This is a genomic window from Actinobacillus equuli, from assembly GCF_900636745.1.
GTDB classification, from domain to species: domain Bacteria; phylum Pseudomonadota; class Gammaproteobacteria; order Enterobacterales; family Pasteurellaceae; genus Actinobacillus; species Actinobacillus equuli.
Map to the genome: position 1 here is coordinate 727760 of NZ_LR134310.1, position 26014 is coordinate 753773.

The following is a 26014-nucleotide window of genomic DNA, read 5'->3' on the forward strand; positions in this document are numbered from 1 at the left end:
TTTGAGTAATTTCATGATAACTTTTGACTATAAGTCTAATTTTGTGATCTTCCTCACAAAATTATTCGTACTTTTTCGAGAAGTTACTGTTATTATATATGCCATTATCCTTATTCATCTATTTATATAAAGAGGAACCTTTTATGAGCCAATTAGATGCTTTACGTGAAATGACTGTTGTTGTTGCCGATACAGGCGACATTGAAGCAATCAAACAATATCAACCGCAAGATGCAACCACTAACCCGTCTTTAATTTTAAGTGCGTCTGCATTACCGCAATACGCTTCATTAATTGATGATGCAGTGGCTTATGCTAAAGCAAAAAGTGATGATAAAGCTCAACAACTTATTGATGCGGAAGATAAGTTAGCAGTTAATATTGGTTTAGAAATTCTAAAAATTGTACCGGGACGTATTTCAACAGAAGTTGATGCCCGTCTTTCTTACGATACGGAAGCAACAATTGAGAAAGCTCGCCAAATTATGAAGCTTTATAACGAAGCAGGCATTAGCAATGATCGTATTCTGATTAAAATCGCTTCAACCTGGCAAGGTATTCGTGCGGCGGAAGTATTAGAGAAAGAAGGTATCAACTGTAACTTAACCTTATTATTCTCTCAAGCACAAGCTCGTGCGTGTGCGGAAGCAGGCGTTTACTTAATCTCTCCGTTTGTTGGTCGTATCTTAGACTGGTATAAAGCAGCAGAGAAAAAAGAATATGCACCGGCAGAAGATCCAGGTGTAATTTCTGTTACGAATATCTATAATTACTACAAACAGTACGGCTATCAAACCGTGGTTATGGGTGCAAGTTTCCGTAATGTAGGTGAGATTACAGAAATCGCAGGTTGTGACCGTTTAACTATTGCTCCACCGTTATTAAAAGAACTTGCTGAAAGCAATGCCCCGCTTGTTCGTAAATTAGAATATAAAGGTGAAGTGAAAACTCGTCCGGCACCATTAACAGAAGCGGAATTCTATTGGCAACATAACCAAGACCCAATGGCTGTTGAAAAATTAGCGGAAGGTATCCGTAAATTTGCAGTAGATATTGAGAAATTAGAAGCAATGCTTGCCGCTAAACTTTAATTACTGAATCATTGAAACAAAAATCCCAAGCGAATGCTTGGGATTTTTTTATGCGACTTAGGCAAGCAAGCGGTCAATTTCTCAGAATAATTTGCAAATTCTTAAGGAAAATTAACCGCTTGTAATTTGATAGCGCTAAGCTAAATTGGCTGTCTCGGCACAGAACCTTGGTAACCGAATTGACGCCACGCTTCATATACAACAACCGCCACCGTATTGGAGAGATTCATACTGCGACTGTCTTTACACATTGGCACTCGGATTTTTTGCGACATCGGTAAGCTATCCAAAATCGCCATCGGGATACCACGGCTTTCCGGTCCAAACATGAGGAAGTCGCCTAATTCATAACTCACTTCACTATGATTCGGTTCGCCTTTAGTCGTTAGCGCAAATAAACGTTTTGGCTTGGCACGTTCTAAAAAGTCTTCAAAATTTTTGTATTTTTGAATATCGACAAACTCGTGATAATCCAAACCTGAACGACGTAGTTTTTTGTCGTCCCACGCAAAACCTAGCGGTTCAATCATATGTAATCTAAAGCCACAGTTTGCACACAAACGGATAATATTACCGCTGTTTTGTGGAATTTCCGGTTCATATAAAACAATATCTAACATTTTTATTTACCATCAAAATATGGAATACACAAATCTCGCTTGTGTATTCCATCATTGTTAATTTTCAATATGACGAATGATCCAACAGTTATGGATTTGTGGATTACGCTCAAAATCAAGCGGTAATGTTTTATGTGAAATATTTTCCGCTTGTAATCCTAATTCGGCTAATCCTTCGAAATCCATTTTAAAACCACGTTTATTATTCGAGAATACGATTGTGCCGTCCGCTGTCAAAATGCGTTTAAGCTGCGTCATTAACTTAATATGATCGCGCTGAACATCCCAACTGTCTTCCATTCGTTTTGAATTTGAGAACGTTGGCGGGTCAACGAAAATCAACTCAAAGCGTTCTCGACATTCCGCCAACCATTGTAAGCAATCGGCTTGGAATAAGCGGTTATTACGTAGCGGTAAATTATTTAGCTCTAAATTTTGTTCCGCCCAATTCAGGTAAGTATTCGACATATCTACCGTAGTTGTGGACTTCGCACCGTTTAATGCGGCATGAATGGTTGCTGAACCGGTGTAAGCAAAAAGATTGAGGAACGTTTTACCTTTTGCCATCTGCCCTACCATCTTACGTGTTAGACGGTGATCTAAGAATAAGCCGGTATCAAGATAATCGGTCAAATTTACCCATAATTTTGCACCGTATTCGGTTACGTAGAAATAATCACCTTTATTGGCTAATTTCTCATATTGGTTCGTACCTTTTTGCTTTTGGCGAACTTTTAAAACCAATTTATTGGTTTCCACGCCTGTTACATATAAGGTTGCAGACACAGCATCGAGTAAACGCTGACGGGCTTTTTGCTCATCAATGTTTTTCGGTGCAGCATACTCTTGTACCACAATATGATCATCATAGCGATCAACCGCTAAATTATATTCCGGTAAATCCGCATCATATAAACGATATGCATTAATACCTTGCTGCTTCGCCCATTTTTCAATTTTCTTAATATTCTTCGCTAAACGATTAGCAAAATCAGGCGCAACTTGTGCATTTTGCTCAAATTTAAGTTCATCAGCTTGCTGTTCAGTCGCTGTGCGCTCACTAATTTGATAATTCTTTTGTAAACAGTCTAACGGACCGTTTTTCGCTTTGAATTGACGGTGCGAACGTAAACGTAAGCAGTTCAACAATTCCGGCTCGCCGCTAAAAATAGAAGCATTCCAACCACCGAATTGTTGTTTTAAACGTTGCCCGAATACCGAATAAAGTGCAATCAGCGCCGGTGTCGTACCTAAACGCTCACCGTACGGCGGGTTACAAATCACGGTTCCGGCTTGTTCAGGGCAAGGATTTTTTAACGCCGCTACATCGCCTTGTTGCCATTGAATTAAATGTGCCACACCGGCATTTTTCGCATTCTGTTTAGCTTTAGCCAATACGCGATGATCAAGGTCAAAGCCGAAGAAAAGCGGTTGAATTTCTTCATTTTGTTGCAAATAGGCTTGTTCCAACACTTCTTTCCATACCGCTTGTTGATGTCCTTTCCACGCATTAAAGCCCCAGTGTTTACGGTGCAATTGCGGTGCGATACTCGCTTGCATTTGTGCCGCTTCAATCAATAACGTACCGGAACCGCACATCGGATCAACCAACGGAGTGCCTTTTTGCCAGCCGGAACGAAGAATAATCGCCGCTGCCAATGTTTCACGTAACGGTGCTTTACCTGTATCTTCACGGTAGCCTCTCATATGTAATGCATCACCGCTTAAATCAAGCGATACCACCATATTTTCTCGGTCGAGATAAACGTGAATTCGAATATCCGCATGATCTTTATCTACTGTCGGGCGAGCAAAGCCTTTACGTTCAAAATAATCTACCACACCGTCTTTTACTCGCATCGCACCGAATTGTGTGTTGCGGATCTCTCGGTTAGTGCCGTTGAAATCGACGAAGAAAGTATCACGAGGATCAAAAATTTCCGCCCAGTTGATACCAACAATCGTTGCGTATAAATCCAGATCACTAAAAATTTTGGTGGTTACCAGCGGTAATAAAATACGAGAAGCCAAACGGCTATGTAGTAATGCCTGATATGCTCCTCGTTGGGTCGTCGTAAAATGCACCCCACCTTGTGCAACTTTACACTCGGCTTGGCAGATCTGCTCCAGTTCTGTTTTTAACATTTCTTCAAAACCACGAGCAGCAGTGGCAAAATAAGTTGTTTGAGTCGTCATTGTTATCATTCTTTTAGCTAAAATTAACGCTATTATAGCGGAACAAGCGGTCTAATAGTTGAAAAGTTTTACAAATCAATAGGAAATTTAACTAGACAAGAAATTGGCTAAGATCAAAAATGTTTTAAATTACCCAAAATGGGTAACTTGCTTTAGGTAAGTATAACTATCAAAATTTATGCCAATTTTTATTGGAGGCACAAAATGACCGAACCTTATAAAATTCTTTTGATTGATGACCACCCGCTTATGCGCCAAGGTATGCGTCAAATTCTTGAATTAGAAGATAATTTTGTTGTAATTGGGGAAGCAAGTAACGGTACTGACGGCATTGCGTTAGCGTTAGATAAAGATCCTGATCTGATTATTTTAGATTTAAATATGAAAGGGATCTCAGGTTTAGACACTTTACGTTCTCTACGCACTCATGGCGTGGATAGCCGTATTATCGTCTTAACCGTATCGGACGAACAATCCGATATTTTTGCGTTGATGGATGCCGGTGTTGACGGCTATTTGCTAAAAGACAGCGATACGGCCGATTTAGTCGAAAATATTCGTAAAGCGGCAAAAGGTGAAATGGTATTAAGTGAAGCGGTACAGCAACATTTATTAGATCGCCGCCCGGAAAATGATCCGTTAAGTGTTTTAACCGACCGTGAACGTGATGTTTTACAGTGGATCGCAACCGGTATGTCAAATAAACAAATTGCCGGTCAGTTGTTCATTTCAGAAGAGACGGTGAAAGTACATATTCGTAATTTATTACGCAAATTAAATGTACATTCACGTGTAGCCGCTACCGTGCTTTATCTAGAACAACAAAAAGGCTAATCAAATTTATCTGTAAAAAAGAGGAGCAATTGCTCCTCTTTTTTATGCGATGAAGTAAATACTTTGATAGGGTGCAAGCCAAATCCCTTGTTCGGTTTGCGAGACTTGTTGGTAATTATTCATCAAAATTCGACCGCTTGTTTCAATATTAACGAGCTGCTTCTCCGCACTTAAATTGGCAACAACCGTTAATCTCTCTTGCGCTGTTTGACGGAGATACGCCCAAACCAGCGGATGTTCCGGCAGTAAATCCGTATAATCGCCATCCGTTAATACCGCCAATTTCTTACGTAACGCAATTAATGATTGATAAGTGTAGAACACCGAATCTTTATCCGCCAATGCCTGTTCCACATTAATTTCTCGGAAGTTTTTCGCCACATCAATCCACGGCTTACCACTTGAAAAACCTGCATTTTCAGTTGCATCCCATTGCACTGGTGTGCGTGAGTTATCTCGCGATTTTTGCCCTAAAATTTTAAGAATAAGCGGTTCATTTTCACCTTTTTCTTGCAATTCTGCATAAGCGTTGAGGCTTTCCACATCTCGATATTCTGCAATGCTGGTAAAGTTCGGGTTAGTCATCCCGATTTCTTCGCCCTGATAAATATACGGCGTGCCTTGCATTCCGTGTAGCAACATCGCCAACATTTTTGCTGATGTGATGCGAAGCTCACCTTCATCGCCAAAGCGAGAAACAATGCGAGGCTGATCGTGATTACACCAGAACAACGCATACCATGCTTTGTTGTGCATTCCCTGTTGCCAATAGTTAAAAATCGACTTCAGCTCCACATAATCAGGCTGAGCATACGTCCATTTTTCACCATTCGGGTAATCCACTTTAAGGTGGTGGAAATTAAAGGTCATCGAAAGCTCCGTGCCTGCCAAATTTGCATATTGCTGGCAATGCTCGAGCTTAGTCGAAGACATTTCGCCCACCGTCATCAAACCATAAGGAGTAAGCGCTTTTTGATTGAGTTCTTGCAAATGTTGATGAATTTTATGTCCATCGGTATAAAAACGGCGACCATCGCCCTCAAAATCGTCTTCATAGTGTTCAGGTTTAGAAATTAAATTCACCACGTCTAAACGCAAACCGTCAATGCCTTTCTCCGCCCAAAAACGGCAAATATCAAATAATTCGGCACGCAAACGAGGATTTTCCCAGTTCAGATCCGCCTGTTCCGGGGCGAATAAATGTAAATAGTATTTTTGCGCTTTATCCGACCATTTCCATGCTGAGCCACCAAATTTCGATTTCCAATTAGTCGGAGTTTCTCGCCAAATATAGAAATCATGATATTCAGATTGCGGATCTTCGCCTTGCTTGAACCATTCATGGAAAGTCGAACTGTGGTTAAACACCATATCCATCACAATGCGAATATTGCGTTTGTGAGCCTCTGCAATCAATTGCTCAAAGTCTGCCATCGTGCCGTAACTTGGGTCGATTTCACGGTAGTTAGCAATGTCATAGCCGTTATCAATTTGCGGAGAAACGTACATTGGTGTAATCCAAATGCCGTCCACCCCTAAGGTTTGCAAATAATCTAAACGCTTAATAATCCCCTGAATATCGCCCGTACCGGAACCTGTTGTATCTTGGAAAGATTTCGGATAAATCTGATAAATTACCCCGTCTTTCCACCAATTTTTGCTCATTCTGCTTTCCTTATAGAAGTAACAAGCGGTCAGATTTTAGTAAAATTTTGCGAAAATCTAACCGCTATCTATTTGATTATTCTAACATTCCCGCTTTTTCTTTGCGTTTATAAACCATTGCGGTCAATGCTAACGGAACAACAATCGCGACTAACATCGCAATCGCAAACGTTCCCCAGTAAACGTGTTGAATGGATAAAATGCCCGGCAAACCGCCCACACCGATACCATTCGCTAGTACACCGGCGAAGCCACAAATTAAGCCCGCTAATGCCGCACCAATCATTGCACATAGCATTGGGAAGCGATATTTTAAGTTAATACCGTACATTGCCGGTTCAGTTACACCTAAATAAGCGGAAAGTGCCGCCGGTACGGAAACTTCACGTTCATTCGCTTTTTTGCTCACAAACACAATCGCCAATACGGCAGAAGCTTGTGCAATATTTGATAAAGCAATAATCGGCCAAACAGGCGTACCGCCAATACTTTGAATCATCTGCATATCAATCGCCAACGTGGTTTGGTGTACGCCAGTTACTACAAGCGGTGCATAAAGGAAACCAAATAACGCCGCACCGATTGGGGCAAAATCGCCGGTCATCGAATGTTTCACTACGAACGCAATACCGTTACCGATTTCACGTCCAATTGGGCCGATAATCGTATGCGCAAGGAACACTGCTACAATAATTGATACCACCGGTACAATGATGAGATTAAGATAATTCGGCACAATTTTCGTCATAAAGCGCTCAATATAAGCTAATGCCAAACCCGCCATAATTGCCGGAATTACTTGCGCTTGATAACCGACTTTCTCGACCGCTAACAAACCAAAATCCCAAACCTCCGGAATTTGCGAACCTAAGCCGTAAGAGTTCATTAACTGAGGTGAAACAAGAGTCACCCCTAACACAATACCCAAAATTGGCGATGTCCCCATTTTGCGAGCTATCGACCAACAAATTCCCACCGGTAAGAAATGGAAAATCGCCTCGCCGATCAGCCATAAGAAACTATGCACGCTTGCCCAAAAACTGCTGATTTGTACAAGGGTTTTGGTACCGTTTTCAAACATCGCAATATCGCCAATCACGTTACGAAAACCTAAAATCAAACCGCCACTGATTAACGCCGGCAGCAACGGAATAAAAATATCCGCCATATGCGAAATCAAACGTTCATAACCTTTTTGGTTCTGGCGAGCCGCCGCTTTCACTTGCTCTTTATCAACATTCGCTAAGCCAGTTTTTTCCAATACGATTTTGTAGTAATCACCGACCTCCTGCCCGATAACGACTTGGTATTGCCCGCCTGTAGCAAAATTCGCTTTTACCATCGGTAAGCCTTCTAACGCTTTGCTATCTACTTTGCCGTCATCATTTAACACGAAACGCAAACGAGTAATACAATGAGTGACAGTCGCAATGTTTTCACGACCACCAATAAATTCAATTAATTTATCCACATTTTGCGGATCGATGTTTGCTTTAGCCATAGGAATACTCCTGTTATTGGACGGTTGACTTTGAAATTATGCGAATTATAGATATTGGTTATTTTTTGTAAATGGGAACGTTCCCCAAAGAAGGGATAAAAGAAAAATAAATTCAAAATTTGCGATCTAGATCACAAAAATTTTTCGTTTTAGCGTAAAATATCTGTAAATCTAAATTACCTTTTCGTTTTACCTGTATAATCGCTCACTTTTTAGAATACGTTGAATTTATGGCTTTACTGATTACCCACAAATGTACCAACTGTGATATGTGCTTACCTGAATGTCCGAATGAAGCAATTTCAATCGGCGATGATGTGTACGTGATTGATCCGGTGCTATGTACCGAATGTGTCGGACATTATGAAAAGCCGACCTGCCAAAAAGTTTGCCCGATTACTAACTGTATTATTCCGGATCCGGAACATCAAGAAACGCAAGAAGAGTTATGGGAAAGATTTGTGATGATTCACCACCCGGACAAGATATAAAAATAAAATATAAAAAAACGGAGAATGAACTTTCATTCTCCGTTTTTTATTATGCGTCTTTAAAGCTGTAAGGCAAATCGCAAATTGCTAATGGAATTCCGTTAATTCTAAATGCAGTATCCGCTTCAACATCATTATTCATTACCACTTGCAGCCAAAGTTTATTTTGATATGCCACGCTATTTAAGATTGTGCCGGTTGCACGCCAATTTTCACCGAGCTGCATTTCAACCGAACCGCCGACTTCCGGTAAGCTTACCTCACCTTCAAATCTGCCGACTAAAGTAAACATTGCTCGCTTATTCGCACCACGATATTTCGCACGCGCCACCGTTTCTTGCCCGATATAGCAACCTTTAGTAAAAGAAATCGCATTTTCGACCGCTTGTAAATTGGTTGCCTGCGGAATCAATTCAAATTGATTCGCTTTTAGCAACATCGGAATTCCGTCTTGAATGTCGATTAAATCCCACAATTGGCTATCGGCATTGGTTTCTAGCGTTTCACCCCAAACAATCGCACGTTTTTGCCCTTGCGGAATCACCAAAGCGGTCGTATTTTCGCCAAGTTTTGCCAAAATCTCACCGCTTGTTACGCCATAAATCGGCGTATCTAATTCGGTGAAAGTAACCTTAGAAAACACCGCATATTTTTTTAGTTGGTTAAGCGCTTCCGGTAATAAATCCACATGAATCATGGCGATAAATTTATCTGCCGCTTGACGATATAAACGGATTAACGCACTCATTTTGCCTTTCGGATCACAATGGCAGGTTAAGGTATGCTCACCCTCTGCCAGTTTCGCCACATCACAGGTTAATTGTCCTTGAAGATATTTCTCAGCATCTACACCTGCAATTTCAATTAAACGATACTGAGAAAGTTGCACGCAGAGATCTGGGTGGCTATTACTGATTTTGCTGCATTCACACGTCATAAAAACACCTACTCTAAATTCTGAATTTGCTCACGCATCTGTTCGATTAACACTTTTAATTCAACCGCTGAATTGGTTACGTCCGCATTAATTGATTTTGATGCTAATGTATTAGATTCACGGTTTAACTCTTGCATCATAAAGTCTAATTTACGACCTACCGCCCCGCCTTTTTTCAAGACATTAGTCGTTTCTTTAACGTGTAATTGTAAGCGATCTAATTCTTCCGCCACATCCACACGCTGTGCGGTTAACATCATTTCTTGCTCTAAACGTTGCGGATCTAATTGCAAATTCAGCTCATCAAAACGTTGTTGTAATTTATCTTTCTGCCATTGCAGAATTTCCGGCATTTGTGCTTGCACTTTGGTTGCGATCTCGGCAATCGTATCTAATCGCTGTTGGATCAATGCTTGTAAATTGGCACCTTCACGACCACGCATCGCAATAAAGTCCGCTAAAATTTGTTCGAAACCGGCTAACAGGTCTTGCCCGATTTGATCCAAATCTTGTGTTTGAGCATCCACCACGCCCGGATAACGTAAAATATCCACTAAGTTGATCTCACCCTCACCGGCAATACCCCTTAAGGTTTGTAATGAACTGATTACCTTTTCTGCATACTCTTTATTTAACGCCAATTCACTGTTTTGGTTATTACTTAATTCGATACGTAAACTACATTCCACTTTTCCGCGTGTTAGTGATGCACGTAAACGCTCGCGCAAGGTCATTTCTAAATTACGGAATTGCTCCGGCAAACGAAAATAAGTTTCTAAAAAACGTTGATTCACCGAGCGAATTTCCCACACGGCATTGCCCCACTCTTTTTTAATTTCTAAATGGGCGAAAGCGGTCATACTATAAATCATTTTGTGTTCCTTCTTGTTAATTAACCTCGGAATATCACTGAAAAACACGGAAAGATTTTTGCAAAATTTTCGGAAAATTTAACCGCTTGCAGTCCTTCAAAAAACCTTTCCGTGTATTTCCGTATTTTCCGAGGCAATAAAAATCACATTGTACTGTTTTATTTGTTAAAATGGCGAAAATTTTTTAGTAAAAGGAAGAAATCATGCGCCCAAATAATCGTGAACTGAATCAAGTTCGTCCGGTAAAAATTACTCGTCACTATACTCGTTATGCGGAAGGTTCCGTTTTAGTTGAATTCGGTGAAACCAAAGTTTTATGTAATGCAACCGTGGAAGAAACGGTTCCTCGCTTTTTAAAAGGTCAGCAACAGGGTTGGGTAACCGCTGAATACGGTATGTTACCACGCTCTACTCACAGCCGTATGCAGCGTGAAGCGGCAAAAGGTAAACAAGGCGGCAGAACCATGGAAATTCAACGTCTTATCGCGCGCTCATTACGTGCAGTGGTAGATTTAAAAGCACTTGGCGAACGTACGATTACGATTGATTGTGATGTGATTCAAGCAGATGGCGGTACTCGTACCGCGGCAATTACCGGTGCGTGTGTGGCTTTACACGATGCGATGAGCAAATTAGTCGCTGACGGCGTACTGAAAGAAAATCCGATGAAAGGTTTAGTGGCGGCAATTTCTGTCGGTATCGTGGACGGTAATGCGGTATGTGATTTGGAATATGTCGAAGATTCAAATGCCGAAACGGATATGAATGTCGTGATGGTCGAAGACGGTAGATTAGTTGAAGTGCAGGGCACTGCGGAGGGTGAGCCATTCTCACATATGGAATTGTTACAATTACTCGATCTCGCTCATCAAGGCATTAATCAATTATTAGATGCTCAACGTAAAGCATTAGGCCTATAAACTAAACGGCACAAGTAAATTAAATACTTGTGCCGTTTTTGTTTCTAATGATTAGTAATTAAACTTCAATCCCGAATTTTTCTTTCACTAATGCTTGGAAATCAGTACAACCGCCAACGTGAGCGTGATCTAAGAAAATTTGCGGCACAGTTGCAACCGGTTTACCAACACGTGGTTCTAAATCTTCTTTTGAGATACCTTCAGCAATCATATCGATAAATTTAAAATCGAAATCCGCTAATTCGCCTTTCATTTTTTCCGCTAACGCTTTCGCACGTGTGCAATATGGGCAAGTCATACGACCATAAATTTCTACGAACATAATTCATTCCTTATAAAATTGAGCTAATTATTCAATGGCAAATGCCAGTTTCAACAGACTGGTAAGCGGTCAAATTCTATCAGTTTTTTGCAAAAAATCCTAAAAAAATGCCCGCTTGCTAGACAATAGCAGCGGGCATTGAACATTCTAATCGTTAGATAATTTCAGCTGTAGTTGCAGCAGGTAAATTCACTTGTACGGTCATAGCACCTTCATATTCTACGAGAGAAATACCCACACCGATTTGATCTTTGAAATTAAATTGTTCAATATGATTTGCAGCATCAGTTGCAAAATCAACAACTTCTACAAAGTTTTTACTATTATTTATTACAGAAATTAATAAATTAGTGCCATTTAAGCTAAATAATACATCATTGAGGTTCAAGTCAGTGAATGAGATAACATCAATCTCACTGTTATCTGATGCGCCTCGGTCCGCCACAACATCATAACCGAATGCCCCACTGAATACGTAAGAATCAGCGCCCCAGTCCCCAGATAAATAGTCATCGCCCTGTGAAAAATATTGATCGCCTGATTCACCATTTAGTACATCATCGCCTGCACCACCAAAGAGGTTATCGTGACCAACGCCACCAAAAAGCAGATCATTTCCATCTCCACCATCAATCATATCATTATCCGGATTACGCATAGTGGACGAAGGATTAGAATCTTGGTTGCCATATAAAATATCATCGCCAAATTGACCATAAATTTGATCAGCGCCATTTCCACCATAAATGATGTCATTACCGCCCCCAGTCGCTTTAATCGCTTCAGAATCATCATCACCGTAGATGATGTCATTCCCATTATTACCTTGCGCTTTATCGTTCCCTGTACCAAGATAGAAGCGATCATTACTATCACCACCTATTGCAATATCATTGCCTGATGCCATATAAAATAGAGTAGCGGCAGATTTTTTTATCGTAGTCGCTTGGTCATCTCCCGCTAAAGCTATCACGATATCCTTACCTCCTTGAGAATAAATAATATCGTTAGCTTCTGTGCCTGTGATCGTTTCACTTGCCGAAGTGCCATCAATAATATTGACGGTAAGCGCTTTTTTAAACACCGAGTTAGCCTCTAAATACTCCTCTAATGTGATAGTGCGATCTTCAAACACAAATGTGATCGGTTGTTTATTAGAGAAATAATCGGTAATAGTGACGCTATCAGTGGTATCTCCGTAAACCTGAATAATAAGATGTTTAAAATCTACACGGAGAACTAAATCAGCTAGATTTGCGCCGACAAATTTTAAGATTGTAGTGTCATTAGCATTGGTTTCGCTTTGAATTTTATCGCCTTCATGACCCTTCGCAAAAATATACGTATCAGTACCTTCTCCTCCAAATAATTCATCATAGCCAGCATTGCCGATTAAGGTGTCGTCACCTTCATTACCATAAAGTGGGTTAGCTTTTTCAGAACCGATGACGGTATCATCACCCGCTAATCCAGAAATTTTACGGTAATCGCTACCACGTCCATAATTCGTGACCGGAGCGGTGAGCGTATCGGAAAATCTTGTACCTTCATAACCGGTATAAGTAGTGATCGCTGTATTATTTGCAATATAAGCATCCAAATCCATAGATGTCAGTATGACATCATCAAATTGAATAGTAAGCGTACTATCAGTCTCTGTTAAATAATTTGTTACGATTATTTTATCCGTGCCACTGCTATCAAGAGTAATAACTAAGTTATTAGCTAAACGACTAAACATTGAAGCAGATAAATCTGCCGCCTTGTAACCTGCCAGTTGAATATTTTCTGTGGTCGAAACAGTGAGCGAACCTTGCCCCTTAGTAAATACGGTTGTCATAAAAATTCTCCAGATAATAATTGATTAAATAAGTCAGATTAGGATAGTAAGTTTTTTTATACAAAGAGAAGAAAATTGATCTATATTTTTAACAGATTTGACCAGTAAAAAACCATAAAAAAATGCCCGCTTGCTAGGCAATAGCAGCGGGCATTTTCTTAAATCAACACAAATTATTTCGTGCTGGTACTTGTTGTCGTACGGCTTGCACGTTTACGATCATTTTCGGTTAATAAACGTTTACGAACACGAATTGATTGTGGTGTTACTTCTACTAACTCGTCATCATCGATAAATTCTAACGCTTGTTCTAACGTCATACGAACCGGTGTTGTTAACACGATTGCATCATCTTTACCTGATGCACGCATGTTAGTTAATTTCTTACCTTGTAAACAGTTTACGGTTAAGTCGTTTGAACGGCTGTGAATACCGATAATTTGACCTTCATAAACGTCCACACCGTGATCAATCATTAATTTACCACGTTCTTGTAAACCGAATAATGCGTAAGCAAGTGCTTTACCTGTTGCGTTAGAAATTAACACACCGTTTTTACGCTGACCGATTTCACCTGGTTTTACATCATCGTAGTGGCTGAAGCTTGAGTAAAGTAAACCAGTACCTGATGTCATTGTCATAAATTCGTTACGGAAACCGATTAAACCACGGCTTGGGATAACGTATTCTAAACGTGTACGACCTTTACCATCTGGGATCATATCTTTCACTTCACCTTTACGGATACCTAATGCTTCCATTACCGCACCTTGGTGTTGTTCTTCGATATCGATGGTTACTTGCTCAAATGGCTCTTGTTTTTTGCCGTTTTCTTCACGGTAGATTACTTTCGGACGTGATACCGCTAATTCGTAGCCTTCACGACGCATATTTTCAATTAATACCGATAAGTGTAACTCTCCACGACCAGATACACGGAATTCATCTGGGTTTGGTGTTTCTTCCACACGTAATGCTACGTTATGTACTAATTCTTTGTTTAAACGCTCAAGGATTTGGCGTGATGTAACAAATTTACCTTCCTGACCACAGAATGGAGAAGTATTTACACAGAAGAACATCGTTACTGTCGGTTCATCAACAGTTAACGCCGGTAATGCTTCTACGTTGTTAATATCACAAATCGTATCTGAAATATTTAATTCGCCTAAACCAGTGATTGCGATGATGTCGCCGGCAAATGCTTCAGTCGCTTCATAACGTTGTAAACCTAAGTGACCTAATACTTGACCCACTTTACCGTTACGGGTTTTGCCTTCAGAATCGATCACAGTAACCGTTTGGTTTGGTTTGATTGAACCTCGTTTGATACGACCGATACCGATTACACCTACATAGTTGTTGTAATCTAATTGCGAAATTTGCATTTGGAACGGTGCATTTAATTCCACTTTCGGTGGTTCAACGTGATCAACGATCGCTTGGAATAATGGAGTCATATCTTCCGCAAGATCTTCATGCTCTAACCCTGCAACACCCATCAATGCCGATGCATAAATAATTGGGAAATCTAATTGCTCGTCAGTTGCACCTAAGTTTACGAATAAATCGAATACTTGATCCACAACCCAGTCAGGACGTGCGCCTGGACGGTCAACTTTATTGATAACTACGATCGGTTTTAAACCGTGAGCAAACGCTTTTTGTGTTACGAAACGTGTTTGTGGCATTGGGCCGTCAAACGCATCTACCACTAATAGCACAGAGTCAACCATTGAAAGAACACGTTCTACTTCACCACCGAAGTCCGCGTGTCCCGGTGTATCTACGATATTGATACGGTAATCGTTCCAGTTAATCGCTGTATTTTTTGCAAGGATGGTAATACCACGTTCTTTTTCAAGATCGTTTGAGTCCATTACACGCTCGTCTGCATCACCACGAGTTTCACCTAATGTGCCTGATTGTTGTAAAAGTTTATCTACAAGAGTTGTTTTACCGTGGTCAACGTGCGCGATAATTGCGATATTACGCAATTTATTAATATCTAAATTTTGCATTGAAATGTCTTTATTGAGTTGAATATAGGGTGCGTTTACACACACCGTGGAAAGCTTTATCAGGGGAAACCGCCCCTCTTATTGCGATCTAGTGTGATCAAGATCACAATTCACGAAAGGGCGAGATTATACAGAATTTTTTATTTATTGGCTACGATTTAAGCGGTCTGATTTACTAAATTTTTTGCAAATTAAGCGCTTTTAATCGAATAATCCCTCGCTCCAAAAATCGCCGTGCCGATACGTACCATAGTCGAACCGCACTCAATCGCACTTTGCATATCATCACTCATTCCCATTGAAAGCGTATCAATGCCTTCAAACTCGGCTTGCAAGCGGTCAAAAAGTTGCTGCATTTTACGTAACGCAATTTTTTGTTGCTCTGCTTCACTTTCCGGTTTTGGGATCGCCATCAGACCACGCAGACGTAAATTTGGTAATTGGCTAATCGCTTTTGCCAACTCGTCTACTTCTTCAGGTTGAATACCGGATTTAGATGCTTCGTCACTAATATTAATCTGAATCAGCACATTAAGCGGCGCTTTATTTTCCGGACGCTGTGCATTCAATCGCTCCGCAATTTTTAGACGGTCAACAGTTTGAATCCAGTCAAAATTTTCCGCCACTAAACGAGTTTTATTCGACTGTAACGGCCCGATAAAATGCCACTCTAAATTTGGTTGCTGAGCAAAATAAGCAATTTTCTCCACACCTTCCTGCACATAATTTTCACCAAATGCAGTTTGTCCAGCTGTAATCGCTTCTTCAATTGCTTCAACTGGTTTGGTTTTAGAAACCGCTAATAGGCGTACATTAGTACGATTAAATTGCTGTGAGATTTGCTGAATTTGCTGATTGATCTGAGATAAATTTTGAGAAATCGACATTTGTAACTCCAAAAACTATAATGAATAAATCATAGCATATTGAGGAACAGAATGATGGATTTAACCAAGATTAAATTAGTGATTACCGATGTGGACGGCGTACTTACCGATGGCGGAATGTATTACACTGCGGAAGGTGAAGTAATGAAACGCTTCCACGTACATGACGGCTTAGGTATGAAAATGCTGCAAACCTGCGGGATCCAAGTTGCGATCTTATCCGGCGGCGATTCAGCATTGTTACGTAAACGTATTGATGTACTCAAAGTGCCTCTGTTTAAATTAGGTAAAATGGAAAAACGTTCCGCGTGTTTTGAATTGATGCAAGAAGCAGGCGTAACACCGGAACAAACCGCCTTTATTGGTGATGATACGTTAGATTTACCGGCGTTTGAGGTTTGCGGATTGGCAATTGCTACTCGTAATGCGCACGACTATGTAAAAGCAAAAGCGGATTGGGTATTAGAAAAAGCCGGTGGCGAAGGGGCTTTTCGTGAAGTGTCTGACCGTATTCTACAAGCGCAAGGATTTGAAGAAATCTACGCGACTGCAGATGGCTTTCTAACCGTAGCTGAAAAAATGGCTCAGTAAATAAAGCATGAATAAAAAAATAAGCGGTCGTTTTTCGCAAATTTTTCGCAAAAAACGACCACTTGTTATAAGGGAAGAAATAATTAGAAACGGTAACCTACGTTTGCAGTAAATTCATTACCTTTTAACTTGTCACCGCTTTTTCTCAAGTTGCTACGAGTATACTCAGCACCGACTTCAATATTACTTGATACCGCATATTTAGCACCAATACCATAACCGTAACCACGGAAGTTCGTATCGCCAATCTTACTTTGTGCTACATCAACTTTAACATAAGGAAGTAAGTCCGAACCTACACGGTAACCTTGTTGATAAGCAACAGTGTATTTAGTTTTTTGTTTTACATCACTAAATACTTTTGTGCTACCAACTTTCACTTTACCTTGTACAACACCAACTAAGTTATTGCCGTAGTCCATACCGTAATCAACCACTAATGCCGGACCGGTTGATTGTTTACCTTTAACACCATCTACGTCATATTTTACGGTAGTTAAATCTACACCCACACCTACGCCGGTAAATGTGTTACCAACCGGCGCAGCGAATGCTGATGCAGAAAATAAACCCGCTAATGCTAGTACTGTTAAATTTTTCATAGAATATACCTTCTCTGTTGTATCAGGATCTTCATTATATGCAAAAAGATCTTAGAAAGATAGAATCTAGACAATCCTTACTCTAATTCACCACAAAAGCGATAACCTTCACCGTGAATCGTTACAATAATCTCCGGCGTGTTCGGATGATCCTCAAAATGTTTACGGATACGGCGAATGGTCACATCTACCGTACGATCATGAGGTTTCAGTTCGCGGCCAGTCATTTTTAATAATAGATCTTCACGCGTTTGGATCTTGCCCGGATTTTCACAAAAATGTAATAACGCTCGGAACTCACTACGTGGCAATTTATTTACAATACCTTCCGGGGTAATTAAGCTACGGCTGTTTACATCTAATTCCCAACCGTTAAAGCGATAGCTTTCAACCGGTGAACTCTCTTTCGCCGCTTTATCTTTCTCATTCATTGTACGATGTAAAAGATTGCGTGCACGAATCGTCAATTCACGTGGGTTGAACGGCTTGGTAATATAGTCATCCGCACCGATTTCTAAGCCTAGAATTTTATCAACTTCATTGTCACGTCCAGTTAAAAACATTAATGCTACCTTAGTATTTTCACGTAATTCACGTGCTAACATTAAACCGTTTTTACCCGGGAGATTGATGTCCATAATCACAAGATTAATCGCTTGTTCTGCAAGGATAGCATTCATTTCTACGCCATCAGTCGCTTCAAACACTTCGTAACCTTCCGCTTCAAAAATGCTTTTTAGCGTGTTACGAGTGACAAGTTCATCTTCAACAATCAAGATTTGTGGATTTTGCATTGTATAAGCCTTCTAAGTAATTTTAAAAATCTGTTATTGCAATGTGTTGAATTATTGTTGCAAAGTTGTGGCAATTTTACCGCTGTTCATGCTTACTAGAAAGAATTAATTCAAGTTTTGTTATATTAAGTCAAATTTTTAATGCTTAATTGGACTAAACAACCTTCAATTTTTTTAATCTAAGAATAAGAAATAAACATTATCGATTATCTCGATCATCCACACCAACAATCAAATAGTTGCCGTCAATATCCGATAAACTTCTAAAACCGATATTAAAAATATCACATGCCTTATTACGATTAATTGATTTATAGTCAAAATTATCATGGTGATGCCCATGAAAAATTTTGCGAACACCCATTTTTCTAGCGAGTTGATTAATCACCGCAAAACCTTGCGGATGCGGGCGAGGCGCTTCATGCGAAATTAAAATATCTGCCTGCTGATTTTCCAACCCCTCAATATCGGACGGAAAAATAGAGGTTCGGTGTCTTAACGGCAAACCACCACGCCAGATCCGCTCTTGCGGACAATATTGACAATAATGAATCGGATCAAAAAACATCGGTCGATTCGGCGGCATCCAGATATGACCTCGGAATACACCACCTAAACCGGCAATTTTTACCCCTTGAATATCCACTACTTTGCCGTGAATATTACGTTGCTTCCATTCGCTATTCCAAATCGAATCAAATGCGGCAACCGTTTTACTGTCATGATTACCGTGAATAAACCAAATATCACAATATTGTGAAAGCTTATCTAATTCTTCGGGCGTAGTTAGCTGCAAATCTCCTAGAATAACCAATGCAATCTCTTCGCCTTTATGCGCTTGTAAAATGGGATAAAGATGTTGGTAACTACCGTGAGGATCGCCCGCAAAAAGTATCATTAGTTATCTTCCGTTTCGTGCTGATTATACTGTTTAAACTGTAATGGAATCGCTTCATCTTTTAAAATCGCTTCAACCACTTCTTTCGTTTGGTTATAACGATCTAAATAGCTTGGCGATTCAATCTCAATATAAGGTACGTGATATTTTTCCAATAATTTTTTCAGTAATTGTTGAAAACGTTGACGCTGCTTCACCGAACCAAGGCTACGCAAACCGTCATCAACCCACTTGGTATTATTAGAAAGTAGAATCGTCACATCAAACGGATACTCTTTAATCATTGAGTCCAAAAACGGATGTGCCTTACCTTCGTACTGAATACAAAATGCTTGAGTAGTAATGTAATCGGTATCAATAAACGCGACTTTATGTGCATGTTTCATTGCGTAATCGACATAACGTTGGTGACCGAGTGCCATTTGAGGATAATCCGAATACTGCATCGCCTGCTCATCACCGCCAAGCTGCTCAAACACAAATTCTCGTCCGTATTCCCAAGCCGAGGTGGTATTAAATACATTGGCTAATTTGCTAACTAATACCGATTTACCGCTACTTTCTCCACCTAAAATAGCAATGGTCTTAACGAAGAACGGACGAACTTCTTTTGGAATAAATCGCCAGTATTGGAATGGATTATTACGAATACGCGTTGCAGAAACATCAAATAATTCACGTTTAGGATCAACCAAATGCACTTCCAAATTAAGGTATTTTTCGTAAGGCTCTTTATCTTGTACCTCACTACTGAATACCACTGTCGGATTAATACTTTTCTCGTTGAACAACTCTTTAACTCGAGTTGCCCATCCCGCCCAACCATTCGGATAGCTAGGAATCCCATCTTCTTTCAAGTGATGGATAAAAATTTGTTTTTTCTGATATTTAAAGATCTGTTGCATCCAACGCAGCCTGTCTTCATTGGTTGGCATACGCTTCATTTTACTGTCTTTAAAAAGTTGTAGATCTCGTTCGGTATCAGTACACACAACCACATGTAATATATCTACTTTACTGAATGCTTCGTAAATCATATTAATGTGACCGGTATGTACCGGGTAGAATTTACCAAAAATAACCCCGACACGTAGGTTCATATCTTCGATAATATTTAATACTTGGTGCAGCGATTTTAATTTATTTGCACTTGGGTTTTTTATCTTCCCGCTGACCAGTTGATTAAAATAAGCTCGTGTTACACCGGCTTGCTCACAAACATCATTTACTTTCATTTTTAACTGTTTGCGCTTTAGCTGGAGATAAGCGAAATCTGTCATAATTCTTTCCTCAATATAAGTTGTCTTATAATAAAACAAAATGTAGCATTTGAGTATTTATTTATTTGCAAGTTCCGCTCCGTATGCAGTATTTTTGCAAAGTTTTAGCTTAATTTAACCGCTTTTTTTCCGAGCTAAATAAACGGAATTCTCTAACATAAAACCAGCAAAGACAGTACCTCCATAGTGAAAACAAAAGAAAATCACCAAAATTGCCGCCCTTACCTTTCCATTTTTGCTTGATAAACGTTATAATCACAGCAATTTTCTATTTAAATTTTGGCAACATTCTTAATGCAATTAATTCGAGGCTTTCATAACTTGGCGAACTTTCACGCCCTACAAAAAGGCTGTGTGCTGACTATTGGGAACTTTGATGGCGTTCATATTGGGCACCAAAATATTTTGGCTCGTTTATGTGATAAATCATTGGAGCTAAATTTACCCTCAGTGGTTATGCTATTTGAGCCACAACCTCGTGAATTTTTTGCAAAAAAATCGGCAAATTTAACCGCTTCCTTAGCCCCAGCTCGGCTAATGCGGTTACGAGACAAATTGAAATATCTGGAAGAAGCCGGTATTGATTTTGTCCTCTGCGTACGTTTTAGTGATAAATTCGCCCAATTGTCTGCCGATGCGTTCATTAGCGAATTGCTGGTGAAACGCTTACAAGTGCGCTATCTCAGTATTGGCGATGATTTCCGTTTCGGTGAGAAACGTGTCGGCAATTTTGAAATGTTGCATAATGCAGGTCTAAAATACCGTTTTGCGGTAGAAGAAAGCCACACGCATAGTTTTAATCGCGAACGAATCAGCAGTTCTTTGATCCGCCAAGCTTTGCAGCAAGATAATCTTCACTTGGTAGAAAAATTATTAGGCAGACCTTATTCGATCGCAGGACGAGTGGCGCACGGTAATAAGCTCGGTCGAACCATTGGCTTCCCGACTGCAAATATTATGCTTAACCGCTTAGTAATACCGCTACAAGGCGTATTTGCCGTACAAATTCAAACCAAAACCGGTAAATATAACGGTATTGCCAATGTAGGGAATCGCCCAACCATTAACGGCAGTAAAGCATTATTAGAAGTACATATTTTTGATTTTAACCGTTCGATTTACGGTGAAGCGATAGAAGTGTTCTTTATGCACAAAATTCGTAACGAGGTGAAATTCCCAAGTTTTGAGGCACTTAAAGCACAAATTGAGAAAGACAGGCAACAAGCGGTCGAATTTTTTAAAGAATTTGCAAAATAGCAAGTAACCTAATAATTACACAAAATTCAAACTAAAATTTTATTAACTGGAAAACAAAAATGATTGATTACAAAAACACCTTAAATTTGCCTGAAACAGGCTTTCCTATGCGTGGGGATCTCGCTAAACGAGAACCCGATATGTTAAAAAATTGGTATGACAAAAACTTATACCAAAAAGTACGTGAAAGTTCGAAAGGGAAAAAATCTTTCATTCTGCACGACGGCCCTCCGTATGCAAACGGTAATATTCATATTGGTCACGCAGTTAATAAAATTTTAAAAGATATTATTATGAAATCGAAAACCGCTTTAGGTTTCGATACGCCTTACGTTCCGGGTTGGGACTGCCACGGCTTACCGATCGAATTAAAAGTAGAAGGCCTAGTCGGCAAACCTAACGAGAAAATTTCTGCTGCGGAATTCCGTCAAGCTTGTCGTGACTATGCTTCAGAGCAAGTCGAAGGACAAAAAGCTGACTTTATGCGTATGGGGATTTTAGGTGATTGGGAAAATCCGTACCTCACCATGAATTTCGATACGGAAGCGCACATTATCCGTACTTTAGGCAAAGTGATTGCTAACGGTCACTTATACAAAGGTTCTAAACCGGTTCACTGGTGCTTAGACTGTGGCTCATCATTAGCAGAAGCGGAAGTAGAATATGAAGACAAAGTGTCTCCGTCTATTTACGTTCGTTTTAAAGCGGTTGATAGCGCTGCAGTTGAAGCAAAATTTAATGCGGTAGGTAAAGGAAACGGTCAAATTTCTGCAATTATTTGGACTACAACACCTTGGACATTACCATCAAACAAAGCGATTTCAATCAATCCTGAATTCGACTATCAATTAGTTCAATTTGGTGATGAACGTGTTGTTTTAGTAAAAGATTTAGTTGAAAGCGTACAAAAAGCGGCAGGCGTAGAAACAGTTGAAGTATTAGGTGAAGTAAAAGGCGATGCATTAGAGTTAATGCAATTCCAACACCCGTTCTACGATTACAGCGTGCCATTAATCTTAGGTGATCACGTAACGACTGATGGCGGTACCGGTTTAGTACACACTGCGCCGGATCACGGTCAAGACGACTTTGTCGTATCGAAAAAATACAATATTGAAATGGCAGGCTTAGTGGCAAATGACGGTAAGTTTATCTCAACTACGCTATTCTTTGCCGGCTTAGGTGTGTTCGAATCAAACGAAAAAGTTTTAGAAAAATTAAAAGAAACCGGTGCGTTATTAAAATTAGAACGTATCAAACATAGCTATCCACACTGCTGGCGCCACAAAACGCCAATTATTTTCCGTGCGACTCCGCAATGGTTTATCGGTATGGAAACACAAGGCTTACGTAAACAAGCATTAGGTGAAATCAAATCAGTGCGTTGGATCCCAAGTTGGGGTGAAGCGCGTATTGATACCATGGTAGCAAACCGCCCTGATTGGTGTATCTCTCGTCAACGTACGTGGGGTGTGCCAATGACGATGTTTGTTCACAATGAAACCGAAGAACTACATCCTCGTACACTTGAAATCTTAGAAAGCGTAGCTAAACGTGTAGAAGAAAAAGGTATCCAAGCGTGGTGGGATCTTGATCCTGTAGAAGTACTAGGTGAAGAAGATGCGAAAAACTACCGTAAAGTACCGGATACTTTAGACGTATGGTTCGATTCAGGATCAACCTACGCTTCTGTTGTAGAAGCTAAACCTGAATTTAATGGTAAATCAGCGGATATGTATCTTGAAGGCTCAGACCAACACCGTGGTTGGTTTATGTCATCGCTAATGTTATCGACTGCAACCAACGGTAAAGCACCATACAAACAAGTGTTAACTCACGGTTTCGTAGTAGATGAAAAAGGTCGCAAAATGTCGAAGTCAATCGGCAATGTGATTATGCCTTCAGAAGTGTGGAATAAAAACGGTGCAGACATTTTACGTTTATGGGTTGCATCGACCGACTATACCGGTGAAATTGCTGTTTCACACAATATTTTAAATAGTGCCGGTGAATCTTATCGCCGTATCCGTAACACTGCACGTTTCTTATTAGCAAACCTAAACGGTTTTGATCCAAAACGTGACTTAGTCAAACCGGAAGAAATGATCGCACTTGACCGTTGGGCGGTAAGCTGTGCTTTAGAAGCGCAAAACGATATTAAAGAAGCGTACGATAACTACCAATTCCATGCGGTGGTACAACGTTTAATGCGTTTCTGCTCTATCGAAATGGGTTCATTCTATTTAGATATTATTAAAGACCGTCAATACACAACGAAAGCAGACAGCCTTGCTCGCCGTAGCTGCCAAACAGCGTTATGGCATATTGCAGAAGCGTTAGTTCGTTGGATGGCACCAATTCTATCATTCACAGCTGATGAAATTTGGGGTTATTTACCACAAGTGGAAGGTCGTTCGGAGTTTGTATTTACCGAAGAATTCTATGAAGGCTTATTCGGTTTAACCGAAGCGGATAAATTAGATGATACTTACTGGCAACAAATCTTAAAAGTACGTGCTGAATCAAACCGTGTGTTAGAACAAGCACGTAAAGATAAAGTTATCGGTTCAGGTTTAGAAGCAAAAGTAACGCTTTATGCAAATGATGAAATCCGTGCAATGCTAGAGCAACTTGGTAATGAGCTTCGTTTTGTACTGATTACTTCACAAGCAATTATTAAACCGTTAAGTGAAGCGGATGTGGCTGAAGGTGAAGTAGCTGGTTTAGCGGTGAAAGTGGAACGTGCCGAAGGTGAAAAATGCCCACGTTGCTGGCACTTCGCAACTGACATCGGTACTCATGCGGAACATAGCTCAGTATGTGGACGTTGCGTAGAAAACGTGGCAGGTGAAGGTGAAAAACGTTCATTTGCTTAAATTTACTTAAGTAAGATAACCTCGCACAATGTGCGAGGTTTCATATTGAAAGTTATTAACATAACTTCCGTAAATTTTGTCGCAGAGCGACAATGCTATACTAACCTGATATACAAAATATCGGGGCTATCATATAGGATCGTAAAATGCTCATTCTCAATAAATCCAATCACGCAAAAAAACAGCTGGAAGCATTGCGTTTTATTCCGCAAACAGCGGATAAAGTAGAATTTCTAGCAGGTAGCCGTGAGTTCAAAGCTCGCATTTTACAGCTCATTAAAACTGCAAAAAAACGTATTTATTTAACCGCTTTATATTTTGAACAAGATGAAGCGGGACAAGAAATTTTAGAAGCACTCTATCAAGCAAAATCAGCAAATCCAAGCTTAGAAATTAAAATCTTGGTAGATTGGCATCGTGCACAACGAGGCCGTATAGGTGAAGAAACGACAAGTTCAAATGCAGATTGGTATGCGAAAACCAAGCAACAATATCATTTACCTACTGAGCAGGAAATTCAATTTTGGGGCGTACCAGTTAACCGCAAAGAGTTATTTGGTGTATTACATTTAAAAGGTTTTATCTTTGATGATACGTTACTCTATAGCGGTGCGAGTATTAACAATGTCTATTTGCAACAATTTGAGCGTTATCGTTACGATCGTTACCATGTGATTGAAAACAAAGCATTAACTGATGCTATGATTGATTTTACCAATTTGCATATTTTGCAACATGATGCGGTTAATCGTTTAGATAATCCGAGTCGTCCGAAAACGCACGAAATTCGACCGCTTATCAAAGCATTTCGTAAGTATTTATCATCACAAAGTTATACTTTTAATGGACAACCGCAAAGTGCTCAGCTTAGCTTATCGCCGTTAGTTGGATTAGGGCGTAAAAATGCCTTAAATAAAACGATTGAGGCCTTGTTTTATCAAGTGGAAGATAAACTGACAATATGTACACCGTATTTTAATTTCCCACTTTCACTCTATAAACGTTTAAATTGGCTACTAGATCACGGTAAAAAAGCGGAAATTATTGTCGGAGACAAAACTGCTAACGATTTCTATACGCCACCGGAAGAAAAATTTACGATGGCATCGGCATTGCCGTATCTGTATGAGAAAAATTTACGCTCTTTTGCTAAACGTTTTGATCGTTATATCCAAAACGGACAATTAACAGTTCGCCTATGGAAACACGGTGATAATAGTTACCATCTGAAAGGGGTATGGATTGATAATCGCTATATTCTATTAACCGGTAATAATCTAAATCCTAGAGCGTGGGCTTTAGATGCTGAAAATGCAGTATTAATCCATGATCCGAACTCAGAATTAAGTGTAAAATCGGAAGCCGAATTAACACAAATTCGTACTCATACGACTGTTTTAAAACACTATAGTGACTTAGAGCAAATTAACGATTATCCAGAAGCAGTACGAAAACTGTTAAAACGTTTTGGTCGAGTGAAACTAGATAAAGTCGTCAAAATGTTGTTATAAATTATTTA

General features: G+C 39.9%; 22 protein-coding genes. 8 read left to right on the forward strand and 14 right to left on the reverse strand.

Annotated features, from left to right (window positions below; genetic code table 11):
- The first annotated feature begins 143 nt into the window (after window positions 1-143).
- Complete coding sequence (gene tal / locus EL121_RS03320; protein WP_014992075.1) at window positions 144-1091, forward strand: transaldolase; 948 nt, start codon at window positions 144-146, stop codon at window positions 1089-1091.
- Window positions 1092-1231: 140 nt separating this feature from the next.
- Here tal and trmL read toward each other — a convergent pair whose 3' ends face one another.
- Window positions 1232-1711 carry a tRNA (uridine(34)/cytosine(34)/5-carboxymethylaminomethyluridine(34)-2'-O)-methyltransferase TrmL gene (gene trmL, locus EL121_RS03325; protein WP_005600016.1) on the reverse strand — a complete coding sequence of 160 codons (480 nt, stop codon included), beginning with the start codon at window positions 1709-1711 and terminating at the stop codon, window positions 1232-1234.
- Window positions 1712-1768: 57 nt separating this feature from the next.
- Window positions 1769-3907 (reverse strand): bifunctional 23S rRNA (guanine(2069)-N(7))-methyltransferase RlmK/23S rRNA (guanine(2445)-N(2))-methyltransferase RlmL, encoded by a 2139-nt coding sequence (rlmKL, locus tag EL121_RS03330; RefSeq protein WP_039197692.1) that lies wholly within the window; start codon window positions 3905-3907, stop codon window positions 1769-1771.
- Between the two features lie 204 nt (window positions 3908-4111).
- On the opposite strand from rlmKL, the gene narL reads away from it, so the two are divergent.
- Window positions 4112-4741, forward strand: a complete 630-nt coding sequence (narL, locus tag EL121_RS03335) for a two-component system response regulator NarL (protein ID WP_039197693.1) — start codon at window positions 4112-4114, stop codon at window positions 4739-4741.
- Window positions 4742-4783: 42 nt separating this feature from the next.
- Here narL and treC read toward each other — a convergent pair whose 3' ends face one another.
- Complete coding sequence (gene treC, locus EL121_RS03340) at window positions 4784-6406, reverse strand: alpha,alpha-phosphotrehalase (protein WP_039197695.1); 1623 nt, start codon at window positions 6404-6406, stop codon at window positions 4784-4786.
- Window positions 6407-6482: 76 nt separating this feature from the next.
- A complete protein-coding gene (gene treB / locus EL121_RS03345; RefSeq protein ID WP_039197697.1) occupies window positions 6483-7907 on the reverse strand; it encodes a PTS trehalose transporter subunit IIBC in 1425 nt (474 codons plus the stop codon).
- A 230-nt stretch (window positions 7908-8137) separates the two neighbouring features.
- On the opposite strand from treB, the gene EL121_RS03350 reads away from it, so the two are divergent.
- Complete coding sequence (locus tag EL121_RS03350; protein WP_005614274.1) at window positions 8138-8398, forward strand: YfhL family 4Fe-4S dicluster ferredoxin; 261 nt, start codon at window positions 8138-8140, stop codon at window positions 8396-8398.
- Between the two features lie 49 nt (window positions 8399-8447).
- Here the strand turns inward: EL121_RS03350 and ygfZ are convergent, their stop codons facing one another.
- Together ygfZ and EL121_RS03360 are read right to left on the reverse strand one after the other, a co-directional pair.
- Window positions 8448-9335 (reverse strand): CAF17-like 4Fe-4S cluster assembly/insertion protein YgfZ, encoded by an 888-nt coding sequence (gene ygfZ, locus EL121_RS03355; protein WP_039197700.1) that lies wholly within the window; start codon window positions 9333-9335, stop codon window positions 8448-8450.
- Window positions 9336-9343: 8 nt separating this feature from the next.
- A complete protein-coding gene (locus EL121_RS03360) occupies window positions 9344-10207 on the reverse strand; it encodes a YicC/YloC family endoribonuclease (RefSeq protein WP_039197702.1) in 864 nt (287 codons plus the stop codon).
- Between the two features lie 203 nt (window positions 10208-10410).
- Between EL121_RS03360 and rph the strand changes: the two genes are divergently transcribed.
- On the forward strand, window positions 10411-11127 hold the full coding sequence (gene rph / locus EL121_RS03365) for a ribonuclease PH (RefSeq protein WP_014992081.1): 717 nt from the start codon (window positions 10411-10413) through the stop codon (window positions 11125-11127).
- Between the two features lie 58 nt (window positions 11128-11185).
- Here the strand turns inward: rph and EL121_RS03370 are convergent, their stop codons facing one another.
- The 4 genes from EL121_RS03370 to EL121_RS03385 all read right to left on the reverse strand — a co-directional run bounded on the left by EL121_RS03370 (window position 11186) and on the right by EL121_RS03385 (window position 16197).
- Window positions 11186-11449, reverse strand: a complete 264-nt coding sequence (locus tag EL121_RS03370; RefSeq protein WP_039197705.1) for a GrxA family glutaredoxin — start codon at window positions 11447-11449, stop codon at window positions 11186-11188.
- Between the two features lie 154 nt (window positions 11450-11603).
- Window positions 11604-13289: a calcium-binding protein gene (locus EL121_RS03375; protein WP_039197707.1), complete on the reverse strand. Its 1686-nt coding sequence runs from the start codon at window positions 13287-13289 to the stop codon at window positions 11604-11606.
- A gap of 173 nt (window positions 13290-13462) precedes the next feature.
- Window positions 13463-15310, reverse strand: a complete 1848-nt coding sequence (typA, locus tag EL121_RS03380) for a translational GTPase TypA (RefSeq protein WP_014992084.1) — start codon at window positions 15308-15310, stop codon at window positions 13463-13465.
- 191 nt (window positions 15311-15501) lie between these two features.
- Window positions 15502-16197, reverse strand: a complete 696-nt coding sequence (locus EL121_RS03385; RefSeq protein WP_039197708.1) for a YggS family pyridoxal phosphate-dependent enzyme — start codon at window positions 16195-16197, stop codon at window positions 15502-15504.
- Between the two features lie 54 nt (window positions 16198-16251).
- Here EL121_RS03385 and EL121_RS03390 point away from each other — a divergent pair, with 54 nt between their 5' ends.
- Complete coding sequence (locus EL121_RS03390) at window positions 16252-16788, forward strand: KdsC family phosphatase (protein WP_039197710.1); 537 nt, start codon at window positions 16252-16254, stop codon at window positions 16786-16788.
- Between the two features lie 83 nt (window positions 16789-16871).
- On the opposite strand, the gene EL121_RS03395 is transcribed toward EL121_RS03390, so the two are convergent.
- From EL121_RS03395 to nadR, 4 genes are all read right to left on the reverse strand, one after another.
- On the reverse strand, window positions 16872-17390 hold the full coding sequence (locus EL121_RS03395) for a porin family protein (RefSeq protein ID WP_039197713.1): 519 nt from the start codon (window positions 17388-17390) through the stop codon (window positions 16872-16874).
- A gap of 77 nt (window positions 17391-17467) precedes the next feature.
- Window positions 17468-18184 (reverse strand): two-component system response regulator ArcA, encoded by a 717-nt coding sequence (gene arcA / locus EL121_RS03400; RefSeq protein WP_039197720.1) that lies wholly within the window; start codon window positions 18182-18184, stop codon window positions 17468-17470.
- A 199-nt stretch (window positions 18185-18383) separates the two neighbouring features.
- Window positions 18384-19082, reverse strand: coding sequence for a metallophosphoesterase family protein (locus EL121_RS03405; RefSeq protein WP_039197722.1), 699 nt, complete (start codon window positions 19080-19082; stop codon window positions 18384-18386).
- Window positions 19082-20362, reverse strand: a complete 1281-nt coding sequence (gene nadR / locus EL121_RS03410; RefSeq protein WP_039197724.1) for a multifunctional transcriptional regulator/nicotinamide-nucleotide adenylyltransferase/ribosylnicotinamide kinase NadR — start codon at window positions 20360-20362, stop codon at window positions 19082-19084. The genes EL121_RS03405 and nadR overlap by 1 nt, the downstream gene beginning before the upstream one ends.
- Window positions 20363-20656: 294 nt before the next feature.
- Between nadR and ribF the strand changes: the two genes are divergently transcribed.
- From ribF to pssA, 3 genes are all read left to right on the forward strand, one after another.
- Window positions 20657-21619: a bifunctional riboflavin kinase/FAD synthetase gene (gene ribF, locus EL121_RS03415; RefSeq protein ID WP_039197726.1), complete on the forward strand. Its 963-nt coding sequence runs from the start codon at window positions 20657-20659 to the stop codon at window positions 21617-21619.
- A gap of 59 nt (window positions 21620-21678) precedes the next feature.
- Entirely contained in the window at window positions 21679-24495 is a 2817-nt protein-coding gene (gene ileS / locus EL121_RS03420) for an isoleucine--tRNA ligase (RefSeq protein WP_039197728.1), read from the forward strand.
- A 146-nt stretch (window positions 24496-24641) separates the two neighbouring features.
- Complete coding sequence (pssA, locus tag EL121_RS03425) at window positions 24642-26006, forward strand: CDP-diacylglycerol--serine O-phosphatidyltransferase (protein WP_039197730.1); 1365 nt, start codon at window positions 24642-24644, stop codon at window positions 26004-26006.
- Window positions 26007-26014: the final 8 nt, after the last annotated feature.